A 17,844-nucleotide genomic window follows, 5' to 3' on the forward strand; every position below is an offset into this window, starting at 1 on the left:
GTACGTCAGTAAAAAAGAAAAAGGAAATCAGTCTCACTGCACCAAAAGTGCGCCCAGAAAAGGGGAGAACGTATTTCATTGCGCTTTTATACGTGCACGATGAAATAATTTTCCCGCTAATGCGCTTGAATTTCTCGTTATTTTTCGGGAAGGGGTTTTATTGCAAAAATCAGCCTGGCGAAAGGCGTTTATTTTACGGCTGGGCTATTCAGGCATGGATCCTGCTTAGTATCAGGACTTTTCCATTATACATGTAAAGAGAGATGATATGAGCGAATCAAAAACACTGAAGCAGCCAGAAAAAGAGGCAGCAGAGGAGTGGAAAGTGGGGCCTGGCGCGTGGATTTCACTGGTCATTGTGCTGCTGGTCTTCTCCGGTTTCTTTTTTAAAGTGGATGGCATGGCCTGGTTGGGCGCGTTCGATTTCACCACGCTTGGCGGCGCGTTCGGCACGATGAAGACGCCGGAAACCAACACCTTTATCGGCAGCGGCGGCCTGAGCGCCAAAGCCGGTTTTCTTTTTGCGCTCTCGCTGGTGCCAACGGTGATGCTGGCGCTCGGCCTGCTGGAAATATTCACCCATTACGGTGCGATCCGTGCGGCGCATAAATTACTCACGCCGCTGTTAAAACCGCTGCTCGGCATTCCAGGTTACACCGGTCTGGCATTAATTACCGATCTGCAAAGTACCGATGCCGGTGCGGCATTAACGAAAGAACTCTATGACAGCGAAAAGATCACCCGCAAAGATGTGGTGATTATGGGGTCATGGCAGTATTCCGGTGCCGGGTTGATTAATAACTATTTTTCCATCGGATCGGCAATGTTCGCTTCCTTAACCATCCCGATCATTATTCCGCTGGTTTTAATGTTCGTCCTTAAATTCGTTGGCGCAGCCGTGGTTCGCCTGGCATTAAATACTGTTTATAAGCGAGATTTCGACAATGAGTAATCAAGCAAAAGTCTCCAGTAATCCGTTTGATATTTTCGTTATTGGCGCGCGCAAGGGTTTTCATATCGCCATTAATAATTTGATGCCGAATGTATTAATGGCCTATGTGATCGCCGAAATGCTCAATTTACTGGGCGTGATGCAGATTATTGGGCACGTTTGCGCACCGCTGATGGGGCTTTTCGGCCTGCCGGGCGAAGCGATCACCGTGCTGTTAACCGCCTGGCTCTCTTCCTCTGCCGGAACCGGTGTGGCCGTCAGCCTGCTGAGCAAAGGCCAACTTGATGTGGGGCAGATCACCATTCTCGCGCCCGCTATCTTTTTGATGGGGTCGCAACTCCAGTACATGGGACGCCTGCTGGGCGTGGCCGATGTGCCGAAGAAGTACTGGCCGTTATTGATGGCGGTCAGCATTCTCAATGCCGTAATCGCCATGCTGATTATGCGCGTTATTGCCTGAGCACTAAGGAGTAAGACGTGTCACGTACACTTGAGCACTTTAATTACCTGCACCAAATCCCGGAACTGGGGTTCGAAGAGTACAAAACATCCGCCTATATCGCGGACGTGCTGGCGGCGGCGGGCTACCAGGTTACGCGCAAGGTGAATAACACCACCGGTATTGTTGCCGTACTGGACAGCGGTAAGCCTGGTCCGACGCTGGCGCTGCGCGCCGATATGGATGCGCTGGGACATATCATTGATGGTCAGCATGTGGCGCGCCACACCTGCGGGCACGACGGCCATTCCACGGTCGTATTGACTACCGCCCAGGAGGTGATGGCGGAGGGACTGGTGAAAAACGGCAAGCTGAAGTTTATCTTCCAGCCAGCCGAAGAGTTGGGCACCGGGGCAATTGCCCTTACCGAAGGCGGCGTGTTGGATGATGTCGATATGTTGCTCGGCTTCCACCTGCGTCCGCTGGAGGAGTGCCCGATGGGGCAGGCCGTGCCAGCGATGTACTACTCGGCGTCCGCCACCGTTGAAGTGATGTTCCATGGCAAAGCGGCCCATGCTGCGCGCCCGCACTTAGGCGTCAATGCGCTGGATGCCGCTGCCCATGCGGTGCAGGCGGTGAACGGCATTCATCTTGCACCGTCGCTGACATGGAGCGCAAAAGCGACGCGTTTTCTCTGCGATGCGGGCGTCACCAATTCGATTCCGGATAAAGCGCAGGTGTGCTGGGATCTGCGTGCCGCAGAAAACGAAGCGATGGATGTCCTCAAGCCGCAGGTGCTGCGCGCAATTGAGAGCAGCGCCGCCGCGTATGGCGCGCGTGCGGACATCCGCGTTCTGAAAGAGATGCCCGCCGCCATTATCCATGACGAGGCAACCGAGGTGATCGCACGAGGTATTCGCCGTGTGTTTGGCGAAACCGGCCTCACAGCGCCGAAATCAACGCCGGGCAGTGAAGATTTTTTCCACTATTTGCGCCTTCGTCCGCAGATCAAAGGCGGCTTCTGGGGGCTGGGCGCTAACCTGACGCCCGGCCTGCATCATCCGGAGATGCATTTTGACCGCGACGCGCTCGCGCTCGGGGTGAAAGTGTTTAAAGCCTGCGTGCAGGATGTGCTTGGCTGATAATCGGGGTTTTCAGCGTGACAGCCGCCTCGCGCTCGTCGGACATCGGTGTCGGAGAAGAGACAGACCTGACGATGTTGTCCCACGGCGTGCGGCCCTGACAAAAGCCGTGGTTGTGGCCCTTTTTGGTCGGGAAGGCCGCTGACTGTGGCGAGATCGCCAATGCGCCTTTCTGACAGGCTCTGGCGGTGTGCGGAGAAGAGGTGACCAGCCACCGCGCCGAACAGGGGCGGCGCGGTGGCTCCGACTATCCCTGGCGTTAACGCTATCTGTCGCCGCCATCAGTTTCACTCCATCAGGCTTCTACTAACCTTGATGTTCAGCCTGCTGATGGCGCAAATACAGCGGCAACATTGATTCATCGACGTTGCTAAAAACGCTCATTCGCCAGTGCCACACTTTGCCTGCCGTCAGACCTCGCATTATCTCGCGCTGCTGCCAGCCGGGGCGCAGCCTGTCATTCAATGCAGTACTGTTGCACCGCATGGTGCCGATCCAGCGTAAAAACCTGCAAGGTCGTTTTCTCGTTATCCACAATAAACACGGCCGTCGCAAGCGTGTTCTCTTCATCCGGATCATCGGGTGACAGACGATAAATGGGCAGGGCAGCGTCATGTTGATCCGAGAGGATGGCTTTTGCCGCCGCGCCATCAAGGTGTGCCTGTGTCTCCAGCCATTCGTTTAAACGCTGCTGGCGTGAGCCGGAGCTCTCAGTAATCACCTGTTCAGTGGTAGCGAGTTTTGCATGAATCAGGTGATTGGCATGGGCGAAGACATCGCGCAATGGTGTGACAGAACAGCCGGAACCGGTCGCTTCCACGCTAAACAGGCGGCTGTCGCCCCGTTGCCCTAAGGTATGGTGAAACGCACCCGCACGCGGTGCCGCCGTCAGGATAGTGATTGCCTCATCCAGGCTTGCCGCATTCAGCGCCGCACGCGCCAGTATCTGCCGGGGAAGGCCCTTCGGGCGATGCACCGCGCGAATGTTATTGACCGTGTTGACAATCCCTTTCTCATTCACGGCAAAGGTGTGACCGCAAATCGAACCCGGATAGGCAAAGCTGGTGAATCTCAGGCCCTGTTCCGGGATGACGGTGACCATCGCACAGTCATCCCGTAGCTGCGGAAAACCGTCTTCGTTGTGGGCAATAATCCGTTCACCCTTCGCATTGGTTCCCGCCACGGTGGTGCAGCCATCGGAGGTCGAGCGCACCAAATCGCCCCGGCAGTTCCATGCAAAGACCTCATCAACCGGTGCCTGTAAACCCTCTGCAAGGCCTTCCAGCTCCTGCCAGATAAGTGGGTACTGCTGCTGAACCAGCTGGCGCATAGCCTGTGTCTGTTCAGCGTCTTTCATCGCCGTGACGGTTTGCCATAGCGCCGTTAAGGTGAGTTTGCTGTGCCAGGCTTCACGGCCAAATTCACCGAGCTGCTGACCGATTGCAAAAGCGGAACCATGGACTGTGAGTGCTTTCATCGCGTTTTTATTCACTTCTGTTCAGGAGACATGCTGCAAAAATTCTTTGAGACGCGGGTTGCTACTGGCGTTGAGCAGCATATCAGGTGAGCCATCTTCGGCAATGGTGCCACCATCAATAAAGATCAAACGTGAGGCCACATCACGGGCAAAGCCAATCTCATGCGTGACAATGACCATGGTCATCCCTTCTTCGGCCAGAGAGCGCATGACTTTCAACACTTCATGGCGCAGTTCAGGGTCCAGTGCTGAGGTGGGTTCGTCAAACAGCATCATTTTCGGCTTCACGGCCAGCGCCCGGGCAATCGCCACGCGCTGCTGCTGACCACCTGAGAGTTCAGAAGGATAGTGATCGGCGCGTTCGCGCAACCCGACACGATCCAGCAACGCCATCGCCTGTTCACGTGCTGCGGCTTTGCTCTGCTTACGCACGCGAATCGGTCCGAACATCACATTTTCCAGCGCCGTCAGATGCGGGAACAGATGAAACTGCTGAAACACCATCCCGGCTTCGCGGCGAATTTCGCACGCATCGGCATGGGGATCGGTAATGTGTTTTCCGGCGACCAGCAACGTCCCGGTGGAGATCTCCTCAAGCTTATTAATACAGCGCAGAAGCGTGGATTTTCCGGAACCTGAGGGGCCAATAATGACCACCACTTCACCGGTTTCAATCTTTAAATTGATATCGTGCAGAACCTGTGTCGTGCCAAAGTTTTTGGATACCGCGTTAAATTCAACGATGCTCATAGAATATGCATCCTTTTCTCCAGTTGCTTAAGCAGAAAACTCAGGCACAACGTGACGGCCAGATAAATCATCGCCACGGCGGTCCACACTTCAAGCGCACGGAAATTACCGGCAATAATCTCCTGGCCCTGACGCGTTAACTCGGCCACGCCAATCACAATAAACAGCGACGTGTCTTTAATGCTGATGATCCATTGATTACCTAGCGCAGGGATCATACGGCGCAGCGCCAAAGGCATGATGACATGCCACAGCGTACTCCGTTGCGATAAGCCCATGGCCAGACTTGCTTCCTTGAAGCCTTTATTAATAGAGAGAATGGCACCGCGGGTGATTTCAGCAATATAAGCGCCCGAGTTGATCACAATCGTCACGATGGCTGCCGTGACCGGATCAATACGAATAGGCAACACCATGGGCAGCGCGAAATAAATAAACATCACCTGCACCATGATCGGGGTACCGCGAATAACTTCGACAAAAATCAGCGAAAGTGTTTTTGCTATTCGGCCACCCAAGGCACGGCAGGTGCCCGCCAGCAATCCAATAATAAAACCACCCAATAACCCTGACAGTGAAATAATCAGCGTCAGCTGTAATCCCTGCAAAAGAATCGGCAACGATTCCCAAATATATTTACTTTCAAAGTTCATAATTCAACCCATGGAACGAAACGAGGCCGGCGTACACCGGCCTGGCGGGATTATTTCGGTTGTTTAGCAAACCATTTCACATAGATTTTGTTGTAGGTACCGTCAGCACGCAGTGCCTTAAGGGCCGCATTGATTTTGGGTGTCAGGCTGCTGTTTTTCTGCATGGCAAAGCCGTACTGCTGGGGCAGAATGCTGTCATTCTCGCCAACGGCTTTAATCTTGCCATCGCCTGCAGTTTTAACGTAGTAGAGGACATTCGGGGAGTCGTGCACGACAGCATCCAGGTTACCGGCCTGTAAATCGAGGTAGGCATTATCGATGTTGGGGAATTCAACATAGTCTGCCTTATATTTGCCTTTCATAAAGCTGGCGGCGGCAGTGCCTTGCTTCAGTCCGACTTTTTTGCCCACCAAATCGCTGAATTTGGTGATTGACGTGTTGCTGCTTTTTACTGCAATCAATAAATCAGCATTGTAGTAGCCATCACTAAAATCCACGACCTGCTTACGGGGTTCAGTAATGGTAATGCCCGCCATGGCAACATCCAGATTGCGGGATTGCAGGCCGGGAATTAATCCGCCAAAGTCCATCGGACGTAATTCATAGCTGACATTCATTTTTTTTGCGATGGCATTCCATAAATCAATATCGAAGCCAACGTATTTATCGCCTTGTTTAAATTCAAAAGGCACAAATGCCGTATCAACCCCGACCACTAATTTATCCTGCGCCGTCACAGCAAAGGTGGCGGAACAGGCCATCAGCGCGAATGCAACTTTTAACTTATTGAATAATCCAGACATAATAACCCTCAGCGTCAGTGTAATAGCGTGCAGTGAATGACACCCGATGGCGTGCATCGGGATATAAAAAAGGAAAAATTTAATTATTCAGGGCAGGTCAGGACGTGCCCTGATTTAATCCAAAGCTTACGCCGGAATAATGTGATCCCGTGAATCGGGCACCGGCGTCTGCGCGCCGTTCATGACCATGGAAAGAAAACTGTAATAACCGTTAATGCCAATCAGATCGACCACCCCTTTTTCGCCCCATAAACCGATGGCCTGCTGCCAGGTGGTCTCACTGACGTTTTGCTGCTGATGTAACTGCTGGCAGAAATCGTAAATGACCCACTCGTCCGGCTGTAAATCCGTGGGCTGACGTTTTTCATTGATGGCCTGCACGGCTGCCGCTGAAATCCCTTTTTCACGGGCTATCGGCGCATGAATCGCCCATTCCACGGGCTGCGACCAGTGCCGTGCCGTCATCAAAATCGCCAGCTCAGATAAGCGCTGCCCCAGCGCACTGCGGTAGCGGAGATATTCACCCATGCGTTGTGCGTGCGCCATCAGCTCCGGGCTGCGTAACAGCGGCTCAAAAGGGGGAAGCAGTGCGCCGCGCGGACCGTTAATGATCTCTTCAGCCAGTACGCGTTGCTCATCGTCCCACTCATCTGCTTTCAGCGGGGGTAAACGGTTCATCATAATCTGGCTGTCTCTTCACGAATGACGGTATTCAGCGTATCCACCACAAAATCAAGCTGGCTGGTCGTCACGATAAACGGCGGGGCGAGTAGAATATGGTCGCCATACTGGCCGTCCACCGTGCCGCCCATGGGATAGACCATTAATCCGCGTGCCATACAGTTTGCTTTGATGGCCGCATGGAGTTTCAGGCCCGGATCAAAAGGTGTTTTACCTGCTTTATCGGAGACCAGCTCAACACCGGCAAACAGACCGCGGCCGCGTGTATCGCCGACATGCGGTAACTCGCCCAGCACCTCACGCAGTGCGTTGTGCAGATAAGCACCTTGCTGTTTCACCGCGTCCAGCAAATTATCCCGCTCAATCACCTGCTGAACCGCCAGCGCTGCCGACGCGGCGGTGGCGTGACAGATATACGTATGACCGTGCTGGAACAGCCCGCTACTGGCCTTGATCGCTGACACAATTTTCTCACTCGCCAGCACGGCGCCAATGGGTTGATAACCGCCGCCCAGTCCTTTGGCGATGGTGACTAAATCGGGCACCACGTCATCCTGTTCAAAGGCATACAGCGTGCCGGTACGCCCCATGCCACACATCACTTCATCAGCGATATAGAGAATGCCGTATTTGTCGCACAGGCGGCGCACGCCTTTCAGATAGCCAGGCGTTGGCGGCGTCGCGCCGGTTGTTGCGCCGACCACCGTTTCCGCACAAAAGCCAATTATGGTTTCCGGCCCTGCTTCCATGATGGCCTGCTCCAGTTCGGTGAGCAGGCGATCGGTATAGTGTTGTTGGGTTTCATCCGCAAGCCGATCGCGATACTCATTACAGGCGGAGACACGGATAACGTCGATAAGCAGCGGCGCAAACTGACGGCGGCGCCATTCATTACCGCCCACGGCCAGCGCCCCCAGCGTGTTGCCATGATAGCTTTGCTTGCGGGCTATAAATTTCGTGCGTGAAGCCTGACCGATTTCAACAACGTACTGACGGGCCAGCTTGAGGGCTGTCTCCACGGCTTCTGAACCGCCAGAGACAAAATAGGCATAATTAAGATCGCCCGGCGCGTTTCGCGTCAGGTGATCGGCAAGGTGTTCCACCGTGTCGCTGGTAAAAAAACTGGTATGCGCGTAAGCCAACTGATCGATCTGGCGATGCATCGCGGCCAGGACATCGGGATGTGCGTGTCCTAAACAGGAAACGGCAGCACCGCCGCAGGCGTCCAGATACTGTTTACCGCTTGTATCATAGAGGTACGCGCCTTGTGCGCGCGCTGCCACGGCGGGCGTGCTACGCAAACTACGGTGGATGATGTGGCTCATGCTGGACCCTGCTCCTGAATACGCTGTATACACTCTGCGCATCTTGCAGGATTCATTTGAATCAGGTCAATGAAATTATGATTCAAATGTATTCTGTTTTCTTATGACCGATCCCTTTGTCTCTTTCTGTCAGGTTTTACCCTGTACCACATAGGCACCCGATTCAATTAAATAGCGTTCAGCATTTTCAATTTTATTCACCGCATCACGGCCGTGGCGCGCGACCAGCATGGCAAGTAAGCACTCTGCCAGCCCCATGCCAGAAACAACGGAAGGGAAAAATGACGGGCTGTCGATGGAAAACAACATTTTACAGTCGGCGGCCTGGGCCAGGGGCGAAACCAGAGAATCGGTAATCGCCACGATCTTCGCGCCCGCCTGTTGTGCGGCACGCAATACCGCCAGCGATTCACGCGAGTAGGGGGCAAAGCTGATGAGCAACACACAATCCCGAGAGGTGAATTCCCGGGTAAAGACTTCGATATTACTCGCCAGACCATCAATCAATGTTACCTTGCGATGAAACAGCCGGTAGACGTAGAACAGCGACCAGGCAATGGGGAAACTGGCGCGGAAACCGCAGACGTAGACATTCTCAGCCGCATCCAGTAGGGACACGGACTGCTCCATCATCGGACGGTTTTGGTTATATGTGAATTCCAGATTGGCCTGGTGAGCCTGAAACATCTCGCTGTAGAGCTGAGACTGCGGACCCGACGCGACGAGCTTTTCCGCTTTGGATACATATGTATCATTGCGTAGCCCAATATCATCGATGAAAGCATCTTTAAGTTCACCCCAGCCGCTGTAACCCAGTCGCTTTGCCAGACGTAGCAGGGTGGCAGGTTTGACCCCGGCCTGCAGGGCAAAGGTGCGCATCGATTGCACAACCAGTTGATTGGTATTCTGCAGTGAGTATTCCGCAGCACGCTGCAGTTCAGCAGACAACGCATTGAACTCGCTGAGAATGGTTTCCCTTGGATTCATAGTCACGTTTCACAGGCTTTAAGGTTCTGGTATCTAAACACATTTGTTAACGAGACTCTATACACGGGAAAATCCCCCGTAATGCCTTCGCCTGATAACTGACGGCGGGCTAAGCTCAGCGCAGTACAGGTTTTATTAGCGTTCTTACGGCGTATTTGATCCCGCCAGGGCGTTCAGGGGCGGGCTGTTACCGTTCTGCCCTTGCTACGTCTTTAAGCCGGTCATCACGGGGTCAGGGAAAACAGATTATTAACGCTGCCATCATCGTCGACAGGCTGTCTGGATGAAACGGCTCTCGCGTTTTTGTATCGCCTGTAATGCGGCTGCTTGCTAAACATGACGCGTTATTTGAAAAGGGCGAAATGGGGCGAATAATCGGCTAATCACCATATTCGCATTGGTATGATTGAAAGTCGTAAACACCCTGACTGCATCTGGGCGGTAATTGAGCAGTTAAACACAATGCTCAAAGGAAAATGAATATCTGCACCTTTTAAGGATCGCAATGACAAAAGGTTTGATGGCTTTCATAACCCTCAGAAACAGGCTCCTCAATCGACAGCATGGGTGCCAAAGAAATCGATATTCTCATGATTCTTTTCCTGAAAATGACGGATTGATATCCATAACCCTCTCCGTGGCTTTAATGATTTTCAGAAATTAACGCGTTAATAAACCTGAAAATAGTATCAGGTGTAATACGGACAGCGGCGGCCATATCCGCCCTGGCCGCTGTTCTCATTTAACCCTGAACGTGTTCGCCATCACCTGTAGCGCATGAGCGTGCAGCCTGTGAGCAGCGATGGCGGAGGGTGAAAGCCACGCACGTTATTTTGCATGATGTCATCTATCGGATCTTTGACGAGGCAGACCCACGAAATGCCGCTATCTGTTCAGAGGATGGCAGTATTACCGCGTTTTTTCGCCACGGTTTTGACAGCGGCTCGACCCAGATATATGTCACAACTTTTGCACTGGTGACGGAATGTTTCAAATAGCGTCGCGTTGTATTTTCTGGATCATTGCAGTGCGCATTGCACCCTGATCTCATGCTTAATATCGCTATAAATGTCGACGGATATTTTTATTTCTGTTTAAACGCCTTCCTGAAACCCTTATCTGTCAGGTTCTGTGATCCAGAATGTTTCTTACATAAACAGTTACGACAGTAAAATATTGCTGGCACACAATATGCTTTATTCCCACGTACAACATCTAATAATCAGATAAGGGCATATCATGGCATCTACAGGTCTCAAAAAGAAATTAGGGTTGGTCGATCTGTCATTACTTGGCATCGGCTCAATGATCGGTTCGGGCTGGTTATATGCCGCGCTTAACAGCTCTGGTTATGCGGGCAGCCATACCGGCTGGGCATGGGTGCTGGGTGCCGTGATCGTGCTGATGATTGGTCTGGTTTACGCCGAGCTGTCCTCGGCACTGCCGCGCGCAGGCGGTTTTGTTCGCTATCCCAATTATTCCCACGGCAACATCGTCGGCTTCGTGATTGGTGTCAGTTCTCTGCTGGCTTATACCAGCACTGCCGGGGTCGAAGTGGAGGCCGTGCGTCAGTATGCAATCTATTGGTGGCCCGCGCTGGGGCACACGGACGGCAGCCCTACGGGGTTAGGGTTTGTTGTACAGATTGGGCTGCTGGTGGTGTTTTTCCTGCTTAACTACTGGAGCGTCAGCTTCTTTGGTCGCGTGAACACCATTGTCACCACCTTCAAATTTATCGTGCCGTTACTGACTATCATCACGCTCCTGCTTTACTTTCATGCGCCGAACCTTGATGTGCCACCGTCACCACCTGGCGGTGCACATGGCGTTTTCAGCTCGCTGACGGGGGCTGGGATTGTTTTTGCCTACCTCGGCTTTCGTCAGGCTGTGGATTTTGCCAGTGAAGCCAAAGATCCACAGCGCAACGTGCCTCTGGCGATTGGTATTGCCATTGCTGTCAGCTTCGTGATTTACCTGGCCCTGCAATATGCCTTTATGGGGGCAGTACCGGCCGATTTGCTGTCACAACATGGCTGGGCAGGGCTGAAGGAGGTATTCCAGTCTCCCTATGCCGACCTGGCGCGCAGCCTGGGGCTGACCTGGCTGATTAACCTGATTCTGATCGATGCGGTGATTTCGCCTGCCGGGACCGGCAACATCTATCTGGCAGGAGCCGCACGCGTGCTGTTTGCCTGGGCGCGTAACGGTCATCTGTTCAAAGTGTTTGGTGAAGTGGATGCAAAATCTGGCGTACCTCGTGGCGCGTTGTGGCTATCGCTGGTGCTGGCCATTGCCTGGACGCTGCCCTCTGAGTTTCAGGTCTGGGGCGGATTAATTGGCGCAGTAACCTCGGCAACGGTCTTTACCTACATGCCCGGCCCGATAACCCTTGGCGCGTTCCGTAATCACCTGCCCGATATGCAGCGTCCGTTCCGTCTGCCAGTTGCGGCGTTTCTCAGTCCGCTGGCGTTTGTAGCCAGTACGCTTTTGATTTACTGGAGCGGCTGGTCCGTGAATGAGATCCTCATTCCGATTCTGATTGTTGCCTGGGTCGCTTATGCGATTTTTGGTAAAAAGAACAGCCAGTTCAGTCAGGATTTACGGTGCGCATGGTGGCTGCTGGCTTATTACATCGCGGTAATGGTGATTTCTATGCTCGGTACCTACGGCGGAAGCGGGGCGATTGGTGCACCCTTAGATATGATCCTCATCATTGTCGCGTCTCTGGTCTGCTACTTTTGGGGCGTTCAAGCCAGCCTGTCGAAACCTAATATTACTGATGAGGACGATGAATCCGCCTCCTTTGGCAAACACGCATAATAACGTTTATCGCCTGCACCTGTGCCCTGGCACAGGTGCTTTCCCGCACGCCAGGAGACAGCATTAGCGCATGTCGGCACTTGCCGGGCATGGCGCAGTCCTGTTTGGCAGAAAGAAGGCGGATAACGTGGTGTACATGCAGAGGGCGCATTATCGCTATGATCAAAATACCTGCGCATCAACCCGGTTAGCGATGGGAACGGGGGATTCCACGAGTGACGATATTGGGGATGGGCTGGCGTAATAAAGCAGACTGGACAGGCCGTGGATAGGCAAAAAATGATGCACGGCTTAGCGCGCATCATGTATCGAAATTAGTCCTCGTTGCCCCACTGATTCAGGAAGGTCGCTATCTCATCAATGCGCTGTTCATTAATGCCCGCTTCAACGGCCATCTCTTTCTGAGCGTCTTCGCTGATTTCTTCATTATTCATTAAACGGCCAATCAGCAACTGGAAATAGTGCGCCAGCGCGTCACGTTCAGATTCGCTTACCGGCGTTTCCGTTTCCGACGAATACTCATCGGCAATGTCATAATATTTCAGTGAGACTTCATTGTTCATATCTTGCCCTCAGGGTGACGACCTGTATTTTTTGACTGAATCGAATGGGGTAATCATATCATTCATATAGCGATTTTTCTGCCAGTTAGCGCTGTTGGGGCGGAAAAGTCAGTAGCACATGGGCATGAGCTTGTTTACATATGTGTGGCCAGGCACGGAAAAGGGGGGAAGCGCTGGATCAAGCGTGATGGGCGTAGTTATTGAAAAGGTCGATTGCTACTGAGAAGGCAGTACTGTCCAGGTCAACCAGACAGTGCGCCACCACAAAGTGGTGTTTATCATGAAGACTTATCCAGATAGGGGAAAAGAAACGTCTCGACCGCCTGTTTTCCGATACCTGATGTAAGGCTGATACCCGCATTTTTTAAAATATTGAGTCCCGCGCCTCTGTTTTTAGGGTGCGGATCTTCCATGGCAATATAAATGTGCCCCGGCTTTAGCTCTGCAAGCATTAAAGCACAAGAGGGCGTTCTGCCCTGAAAAGAGCAGGGTTCAAGAGTGACATATACTTCGCATTCGCTAATGGGGAATGTAAGCTTTGTGAGCGCATCGATTTCGGCATGGTGGTGGCCTGGTGGATGTGTAAAACCCTTAGCAACGACAACGCCGTTATGAACAATAACGCAGCCGACAGGGGGATTAGGTCTGCATTCTGGCAATGCCCGGCGGGAATATTCAAGCGCCAACATCATGAATTTGAGCTTTTCTTCCATATGATTTTATCTGTTGAATGTCTGGGATCTAAAACCAGCAATCTTTAAGGCTACTGTTATTAATGTCCAGCCATTTCGTTGACTCACCAACCGCGCTTAGTTCGGATGAGTGAGTCATTATTATTAATTTCTGACCCTGTGTTTTATGTTTAACAGGCAAACAGTTTGGATTTTACTTGTTCTGGTAAAGATCCCAACGGTTGCCATAAATATCTTCAAATACCACCACGGTGCCGTACTCTTCTTCACGCGGTTCCTCACAGAACGTCACACCTTTGGCTTTCATGGCATTGTAGTCGTGCCAAAAATCGCTGCTCTGCAGGAACAGAAAAACGCGGCCACCGCACTGATTACCAATAGCGCTCTCCTGGCGCTCATTGGAAGCACGGGCCAGAAGAAGATTGCAATCGCTTTCCGGATTGGGCGTGACGACTACCCAGCGTTTACCCGGCTGCGGTGTGTCTTCCACAAGCGTAAAGCCCAGCTTGTCAGTGTAATAGTCAATGGCGCGATCGTAGTCATCAACCACAATGGCGACATAACCCAGGCACCGTTTTTGGGTTCTCATTTTTTGCTCCGTCAGATTTCAGGTGAAGTTGCCCGATAAAGACATTTACCATAAACGGCCCCCTTTTTCTGTTGGGATCGTTTCACTCTGTTGAGGCCGAGTTAAACAAAACCCCAAAGTCCAGCTCACCCTGACAGCGATAACCGCTACTGCATAACCCGCACACGCGCTTTTACAGATGACAATCTCGTCAGGCTTAACTTCGGGGGTAATCATCGGCTCGACGTTTCACCCAGACTGACAGGGATATGATAAAAGCCAGAGAAGACAGGCTCGTCCAGCGCAGGGTCTTGATATTTTGTCAGGGTGAGCAGGTCATATTCATCTCGTCGCACCTCAGCCCTTGCAGGGAGAATTGACTGATATATCCTGGCCTTCATTTCCATCAGTTGCATGACCTGGCCTTTAAAAGGGAACGTCAGAAAAAGCCGGTCTGTAGGCGCACTGAAGGGGAAAGGATCGCATCCTGCCGCTGAATGCTTGCTGCACGAAAAGGTCTGCATAATCACTACATATTGCGGACGTGCGGCGGGCAGTTTTTTGAGCCGTCGCTGCGCCAGCGGCTGGCGGACCTTGATAAAACGGCGAGTATGGCTGAAAGGGTACATTGCATCTTGCTGGAGAGTTTGCCTGCTGGCGAAACCGCAATGCAGACGGTCTGTCGCAAGCTGGCAGTCAGCTCACGGACGCTGCAGCGCAAACTGCAGAATGAAGGCACCTCGTTTCAGCAGATCCTCGACAAGGTAAGGCAATCTCTCGCGATACATTATCTGCGCAGTACCGCTATGTCGGGTGCGGAAATTTCGTTCCTGCTCAGTTTTGAAGACGTCAACTCCTTTGCCAGAGCGTTTCACGCCTGGACAGGAAAAACGCCCCAGGCAGTGCGAACGGCTGATTCGACCGAGGTTATGCCGCCTGCGGAAGATGAAAAAGATTAACGTGGGTGCTTTTTGCCGGTGAAGCGGCAAAGCGGATATGACGGGCCAGACAGAAGGCCGTTTCTTTCTTCAGGAAGATATTTTACCCGTTCTGGCAGACTTACATCGCCAGACGGCCCCAGATCCCGTTAAAGTAGTCCGGCAGGCAGGTCAGCCTGCTTTATCACAAGTGAAAATATCTCATCATACAGGTAACGTCGGTCATGGCTTTGATCCCCAAAAACTATACGCGTCTGGAAAGTGGCTACCGTGAGAAAGCGTTAAAAATCTATCCGTGGGTCTGTGGGCGTTGCTCGCGGGAGTTTGTGTATTCGAACCTGCGTGAATTAACGGTTCACCACATCGATCACGACCACACCAATAATCCGGAAGACGGCAGTAACTGGGAGTTACTGTGCCTGTACTGCCACGACCACGAACACTCGAAGTACACGGAAGCCGATCAGTACGGCACCTCCGTTGTGGCGGGCGAGGATGCGCAGGACGATGTGGGTGCAGCCACCTACAATCCTTTTGCTGATTTAAAGTCGATGCTTACCAAAAAGAAATAACGCTGGGTACATCCTCTGCGGACAGATTTCGGCCGTCGTTATCAGCGAAAAGCGCAAGGCGCTGAAACCTGTCCCACGCTGTGAGCGGGGCAGGCGGCGAGCCTTTATTGCCCTTTTTCATGCAGGGCATTGTTGCCCGCTTTGCCCCGGTCGCTCTGCTGGGAAAGCGGCGCGTACAGCACCCGCAGGACGACATGAAGAAGGCTCATGTTGATGTGAAATTAAGTCGCTTTCACTCATGCCATGACTCTGGCATAAAATATGCTTATTGATTACCGACGCGTTGAAGACTGCCGAACACGCAAGCCACAAGACAAAAGCAGGCCGTTCTGGCGAACAATGCAGTTTTCACATCAGAATTCAGGATCTAAAACACGATGAATAACAACTTCACATTTACGATTAAGAGCAGTGTTTTTGATGAGAATTACAACCCATCAGAAAATACGCGCATCACCACCAACTTTGCTAACCTGGCCCGGGGTAAGAACCGTCAGGATAACCTGCACAACGCCCTGGTGATGATTGATAATCGTTTCAATTCCCTGGCGCATTGGGACAACCCAAAAGGGGACCGTTATTCTGTCGAGCTTGAGATCATTTCTGTTGAAATGAATATCAATGTCGAAAATAATCGTGATGCCTTCCCGGTAATCGAAATATTAAAAACAAATATCGTCGATAAAAAAACCGATGAGCGCATTGAAGGTATTGTCGGAAATAACTTCTCCTCTTATGTGCGCGATTACGACTTCAGCGTATTGCTGTCAGAGCATAACAAAAATAATCCCGTGTTTAACATCCCGGATAACTTTGGTGAGCTGCATGGCAATATCTTTAAATCCTTCATAAAATCAGAAGCGTACAAAGCGAATTTTAGCAAAACACCGGTGATTTGCCTGAGCGTTTCAAGCAAAAACACCTATGTGCGCACCGGCAACCGTCATCCGGTACTGGGCATTGAATACCAGCAGGATGAATATTCACTGACCGATAAATATTTCAGCAAGATGGGCCTGCATGCACGTTACTTTATGCCTGAAAACAGCGTTGCACCTTTAGCGTTTTATTTTACGGGTGATTTGCTGCGTGATTACAGCAATCTTGAACTCATCAGTACCATCAGCACGATGGAAACGTTCCAGAAGATTTATCGTCCTGAGATTTATAATGCAAATTCTCCTGCAGGTATCGAATATCAACCGAGCCTGAGCCATCGGGATTTTTCATTAACGCAAATTGTTTACGACCGAGAAGAACGTAGCCATCTGGCTATTGAACAAGGGAAGTTTACTGAGAAGAACTTCATCAAACCCTACAAACATGTTCTTGAGCAATGGTCTGCTAATTACGTTCTTTGATTAACTCAGTATAAGGTTATCTGTTATGAAAATTTTGTTACCGACTTCGACGGCGGGAAGCCTGCCTAAACCGTCATGGCTTGCGCAACCTGAGACGCTGTGGTCGCCCTGGAAACTGGAAAATGAAGAACTCATCGATGGCAAAAAAGACGCGCTGCGTTTGATTCTTGACGATCAGGATCGCGCAGGTATCGATATCGTCAGTGATGGCGAGCAAACGCGCCAACACTTTGTGACCACGTTTATTGAACACCTCAGCGGTGTGGATTTTGAAAAACGCGAGATCGTTAAAATCCGTAATCGCTACGATGCCAGCGTTCCAACCGTTGTCGGTGAGGTGGTGCGCCAGAAGCCGGTATTTGTTGAAGACGCCAAATTTTTACGTCAGCTAACCAATAAACAGATCAAATGGGCGCTGCCTGGCCCCATGACCATGATCGACACGCTGTATGACAGCCATTACAAGAGCCGCGAAAAACTGGCCTGGGAATTTGCCAAAATTCTCAACCAGGAAGCCAAAGAACTTGAGGCGGCGGGTGTCGATATTATCCAGTTCGATGAGCCGGCATTTAACGTGTTTTTCGATGAGGTGAATGACTGGGGCATTGCCGCGCTGGAAAGAGCGGTTGAAGGTCTTAAGTGCGAAACCGCTGTGCACATTTGCTACGGCTACGGCATCAAAGCCAACACCGACTGGAAAAAGACGCTGGGAACCGAGTGGCGTCAATATGAAGAAGTGTTCCCTAAACTGCAGAAGTCGAACATCGATATCATTTCGCTGGAATGCCAAAACTCTCGCGTTCCAATGGATCTTATCGAACTCATTCGCGGTAAAAAGGTGATGGTCGGGGCCATTGACGTGGCAACCAATGCTATCGAAACGCCAGAAGAAGTGGCTGATACGCTGCGGAAAGCCCTTCAGTTTGTGGATGCCGATAAACTTTATCCGTCGACCAACTGCGGCATGACGCCTTTATCCCGCCAGGTTGCCCGGGGCAAGCTGAGTGCCTTAAGTGCCGGTGCTGAAATCGTCCGCAAAGAACTGCTGTCTAAATAATCGCGCCAGTCGTCGGTTAGGTAAAAGCACATCAACGGAGACCTGATCGGTGATCGGGTCTTTT

Annotated in this window: 21 protein-coding genes; 9 read left to right on the forward strand and 12 right to left on the reverse strand. The window is 51.8% G+C overall.

The features are described 5' to 3' along the window. Positions 1–268: 268 nt before the first annotated feature. The 3 genes from A6A26_RS13585 to A6A26_RS13595 are packed head-to-tail and all read left to right on the forward strand — an operon-like array spanning position 269 to position 2,533. Positions 269–952 (forward strand): nucleoside recognition domain-containing protein, encoded by a 684-nt coding sequence (locus A6A26_RS13585; protein ID WP_063879221.1) that lies wholly within the window; start codon positions 269–271, stop codon positions 950–952. Beyond that, entirely contained in the window at positions 945–1,412 is a 468-nt protein-coding gene (locus A6A26_RS13590; protein ID WP_063879222.1) for a YjiG family protein, read from the forward strand. The genes A6A26_RS13585 and A6A26_RS13590 overlap by 8 nt, the downstream gene beginning before the upstream one ends. A gap of 17 nt (positions 1,413–1,429) precedes the next feature. Further along, complete coding sequence (locus A6A26_RS13595; protein WP_063879223.1) at positions 1,430–2,533, forward strand: M20 peptidase aminoacylase family protein; 1,104 nt, start codon at positions 1,430–1,432, stop codon at positions 2,531–2,533. Positions 2,534–2,839: 306 nt separating this feature from the next. Here A6A26_RS13595 and A6A26_RS25510 read toward each other — a convergent pair whose 3' ends face one another. The 8 genes from A6A26_RS25510 to A6A26_RS13630 form a co-directional block, all read right to left on the reverse strand. Then, positions 2,840–3,019: a hypothetical protein gene (locus A6A26_RS25510; RefSeq protein WP_156506665.1), complete on the reverse strand. Its 180-nt coding sequence runs from the start codon at positions 3,017–3,019 to the stop codon at positions 2,840–2,842. After that, entirely contained in the window at positions 2,991–4,010 is a 1,020-nt protein-coding gene (locus A6A26_RS13600) for a C45 family autoproteolytic acyltransferase/hydolase (RefSeq protein WP_063879224.1), read from the reverse strand. The genes A6A26_RS25510 and A6A26_RS13600 overlap by 29 nt, the downstream gene beginning before the upstream one ends. A gap of 21 nt (positions 4,011–4,031) precedes the next feature. Then, positions 4,032–4,754 carry a glutamine ABC transporter ATP-binding protein GlnQ gene (gene glnQ / locus A6A26_RS13605; protein ID WP_063881156.1) on the reverse strand — a complete coding sequence of 241 codons (723 nt, stop codon included), beginning with the start codon at positions 4,752–4,754 and terminating at the stop codon, positions 4,032–4,034. A 2-nt stretch (positions 4,755–4,756) separates the two neighbouring features. Continuing rightward, entirely contained in the window at positions 4,757–5,413 is a 657-nt protein-coding gene (glnP, locus tag A6A26_RS13610) for a glutamine ABC transporter permease GlnP (RefSeq protein ID WP_063879225.1), read from the reverse strand. 50 nt (positions 5,414–5,463) lie between these two features. Beyond that, positions 5,464–6,216, reverse strand: coding sequence for a glutamine ABC transporter substrate-binding protein GlnH (gene glnH, locus A6A26_RS13615; RefSeq protein WP_063879226.1), 753 nt, complete (start codon positions 6,214–6,216; stop codon positions 5,464–5,466). A 126-nt stretch (positions 6,217–6,342) separates the two neighbouring features. Continuing rightward, positions 6,343–6,894: a carboxymuconolactone decarboxylase family protein gene (locus tag A6A26_RS13620; protein WP_063879227.1), complete on the reverse strand. Its 552-nt coding sequence runs from the start codon at positions 6,892–6,894 to the stop codon at positions 6,343–6,345. Further along, positions 6,894–8,222 carry an aspartate aminotransferase family protein gene (locus tag A6A26_RS13625; protein ID WP_063879228.1) on the reverse strand — a complete coding sequence of 443 codons (1,329 nt, stop codon included), beginning with the start codon at positions 8,220–8,222 and terminating at the stop codon, positions 6,894–6,896. The genes A6A26_RS13620 and A6A26_RS13625 overlap by 1 nt, the downstream gene beginning before the upstream one ends. Before the next feature lie 129 nt (positions 8,223–8,351). Continuing rightward, positions 8,352–9,209, reverse strand: coding sequence for a MurR/RpiR family transcriptional regulator (locus tag A6A26_RS13630; RefSeq protein ID WP_063879229.1), 858 nt, complete (start codon positions 9,207–9,209; stop codon positions 8,352–8,354). Between the two features lie 1,239 nt (positions 9,210–10,448). On the opposite strand from A6A26_RS13630, the gene A6A26_RS13640 reads away from it, so the two are divergent. Together A6A26_RS13640 and A6A26_RS25515 are read left to right on the forward strand one after the other, a co-directional pair. After that, on the forward strand, positions 10,449–12,029 hold the full coding sequence (locus A6A26_RS13640) for an APC family permease (RefSeq protein ID WP_063879231.1): 1,581 nt from the start codon (positions 10,449–10,451) through the stop codon (positions 12,027–12,029). A gap of 70 nt (positions 12,030–12,099) precedes the next feature. Continuing rightward, positions 12,100–12,273: a hypothetical protein gene (locus tag A6A26_RS25515; protein ID WP_156506666.1), complete on the forward strand. Its 174-nt coding sequence runs from the start codon at positions 12,100–12,102 to the stop codon at positions 12,271–12,273. A gap of 70 nt (positions 12,274–12,343) precedes the next feature. Here the strand turns inward: A6A26_RS25515 and A6A26_RS13645 are convergent, their stop codons facing one another. From A6A26_RS13645 to A6A26_RS13660, 4 genes are all read right to left on the reverse strand, one after another. After that, positions 12,344–12,592 carry a DUF2543 family protein gene (locus A6A26_RS13645; protein ID WP_063879232.1) on the reverse strand — a complete coding sequence of 83 codons (249 nt, stop codon included), beginning with the start codon at positions 12,590–12,592 and terminating at the stop codon, positions 12,344–12,346. A gap of 278 nt (positions 12,593–12,870) precedes the next feature. Further along, complete coding sequence (locus tag A6A26_RS13650; RefSeq protein WP_063879233.1) at positions 12,871–13,305, reverse strand: bifunctional diaminohydroxyphosphoribosylaminopyrimidine deaminase/5-amino-6-(5-phosphoribosylamino)uracil reductase RibD; 435 nt, start codon at positions 13,303–13,305, stop codon at positions 12,871–12,873. A gap of 172 nt (positions 13,306–13,477) precedes the next feature. Continuing rightward, on the reverse strand, positions 13,478–13,873 hold the full coding sequence (locus tag A6A26_RS13655) for a VOC family protein (RefSeq protein WP_063879234.1): 396 nt from the start codon (positions 13,871–13,873) through the stop codon (positions 13,478–13,480). Between the two features lie 212 nt (positions 13,874–14,085). Then, complete coding sequence (locus tag A6A26_RS13660; RefSeq protein WP_063879235.1) at positions 14,086–14,268, reverse strand: hypothetical protein; 183 nt, start codon at positions 14,266–14,268, stop codon at positions 14,086–14,088. Positions 14,269–14,463: 195 nt separating this feature from the next. On the opposite strand from A6A26_RS13660, the gene A6A26_RS13665 reads away from it, so the two are divergent. From A6A26_RS13665 to A6A26_RS13680, 4 genes are all read left to right on the forward strand, one after another. After that, on the forward strand, positions 14,464–14,811 hold the full coding sequence (locus tag A6A26_RS13665) for a helix-turn-helix domain-containing protein (protein WP_253851887.1): 348 nt from the start codon (positions 14,464–14,466) through the stop codon (positions 14,809–14,811). Positions 14,812–15,014: 203 nt separating this feature from the next. Further along, positions 15,015–15,362 carry an HNH nuclease YajD gene (gene yajD / locus A6A26_RS13670; protein WP_063879236.1) on the forward strand — a complete coding sequence of 116 codons (348 nt, stop codon included), beginning with the start codon at positions 15,015–15,017 and terminating at the stop codon, positions 15,360–15,362. 377 nt (positions 15,363–15,739) lie between these two features. After that, positions 15,740–16,723 (forward strand): DUF1852 domain-containing protein, encoded by a 984-nt coding sequence (locus A6A26_RS13675; RefSeq protein ID WP_063879237.1) that lies wholly within the window; start codon positions 15,740–15,742, stop codon positions 16,721–16,723. 25 nt (positions 16,724–16,748) lie between these two features. After that, complete coding sequence (locus A6A26_RS13680; protein WP_063879238.1) at positions 16,749–17,780, forward strand: methionine synthase; 1,032 nt, start codon at positions 16,749–16,751, stop codon at positions 17,778–17,780. Positions 17,781–17,844: the final 64 nt, after the last annotated feature.

The organism is Pantoea sp. OXWO6B1, from assembly GCF_001641135.1.
Lineage (GTDB): Bacteria > Pseudomonadota > Gammaproteobacteria > Enterobacterales > Enterobacteriaceae > Pantoea > Pantoea allii.

Excerpts from the sequence above, each read along its gene's own strand:
- A6A26_RS13665 (WP_253851887.1), top strand. The coding sequence starts at position 14,464 with ATGGCTGAAAGGGTACATTGCATCTTGCTGGAGAGTTTGCCTGCTGGC.
- A6A26_RS25515 (WP_156506666.1), top strand. The coding sequence starts at position 12,100 with ATGTCGGCACTTGCCGGGCATGGCGCAGTCCTGTTTGGCAGAAAGAAG.
- A6A26_RS13600 (WP_063879224.1), bottom strand. The coding sequence starts at position 4,010 with ATGAAAGCACTCACAGTCCATGGTTCCGCTTTTGCAATCGGTCAGCAG.
- A6A26_RS13680 (WP_063879238.1), top strand. The coding sequence starts at position 16,749 with ATGAAAATTTTGTTACCGACTTCGACGGCGGGAAGCCTGCCTAAACCG.
- A6A26_RS13660 (WP_063879235.1), bottom strand. The coding sequence starts at position 14,268 with ATGCAACTGATGGAAATGAAGGCCAGGATATATCAGTCAATTCTCCCT.
- glnH (WP_063879226.1), bottom strand. The coding sequence starts at position 6,216 with ATGTCTGGATTATTCAATAAGTTAAAAGTTGCATTCGCGCTGATGGCC.
- glnP (WP_063879225.1), bottom strand. The coding sequence starts at position 5,413 with ATGAACTTTGAAAGTAAATATATTTGGGAATCGTTGCCGATTCTTTTG.
- A6A26_RS13645 (WP_063879232.1), bottom strand. The coding sequence starts at position 12,592 with ATGAACAATGAAGTCTCACTGAAATATTATGACATTGCCGATGAGTAT.
- A6A26_RS25510 (WP_156506665.1), bottom strand. The coding sequence starts at position 3,019 with ATGCGGTGCAACAGTACTGCATTGAATGACAGGCTGCGCCCCGGCTGG.
- A6A26_RS13630 (WP_063879229.1), bottom strand. The coding sequence starts at position 9,209 with ATGAATCCAAGGGAAACCATTCTCAGCGAGTTCAATGCGTTGTCTGCT.
- yajD (WP_063879236.1), top strand. The coding sequence starts at position 15,015 with ATGGCTTTGATCCCCAAAAACTATACGCGTCTGGAAAGTGGCTACCGT.
- A6A26_RS13675 (WP_063879237.1), top strand. The coding sequence starts at position 15,740 with ATGAATAACAACTTCACATTTACGATTAAGAGCAGTGTTTTTGATGAG.
- A6A26_RS13585 (WP_063879221.1), top strand. The coding sequence starts at position 269 with ATGAGCGAATCAAAAACACTGAAGCAGCCAGAAAAAGAGGCAGCAGAG.
- A6A26_RS13640 (WP_063879231.1), top strand. The coding sequence starts at position 10,449 with ATGGCATCTACAGGTCTCAAAAAGAAATTAGGGTTGGTCGATCTGTCA.
- A6A26_RS13625 (WP_063879228.1), bottom strand. The coding sequence starts at position 8,222 with ATGAGCCACATCATCCACCGTAGTTTGCGTAGCACGCCCGCCGTGGCA.
- A6A26_RS13590 (WP_063879222.1), top strand. The coding sequence starts at position 945 with ATGAGTAATCAAGCAAAAGTCTCCAGTAATCCGTTTGATATTTTCGTT.
- A6A26_RS13650 (WP_063879233.1), bottom strand. The coding sequence starts at position 13,305 with ATGGAAGAAAAGCTCAAATTCATGATGTTGGCGCTTGAATATTCCCGC.
- A6A26_RS13620 (WP_063879227.1), bottom strand. The coding sequence starts at position 6,894 with ATGAACCGTTTACCCCCGCTGAAAGCAGATGAGTGGGACGATGAGCAA.
- A6A26_RS13655 (WP_063879234.1), bottom strand. The coding sequence starts at position 13,873 with ATGAGAACCCAAAAACGGTGCCTGGGTTATGTCGCCATTGTGGTTGAT.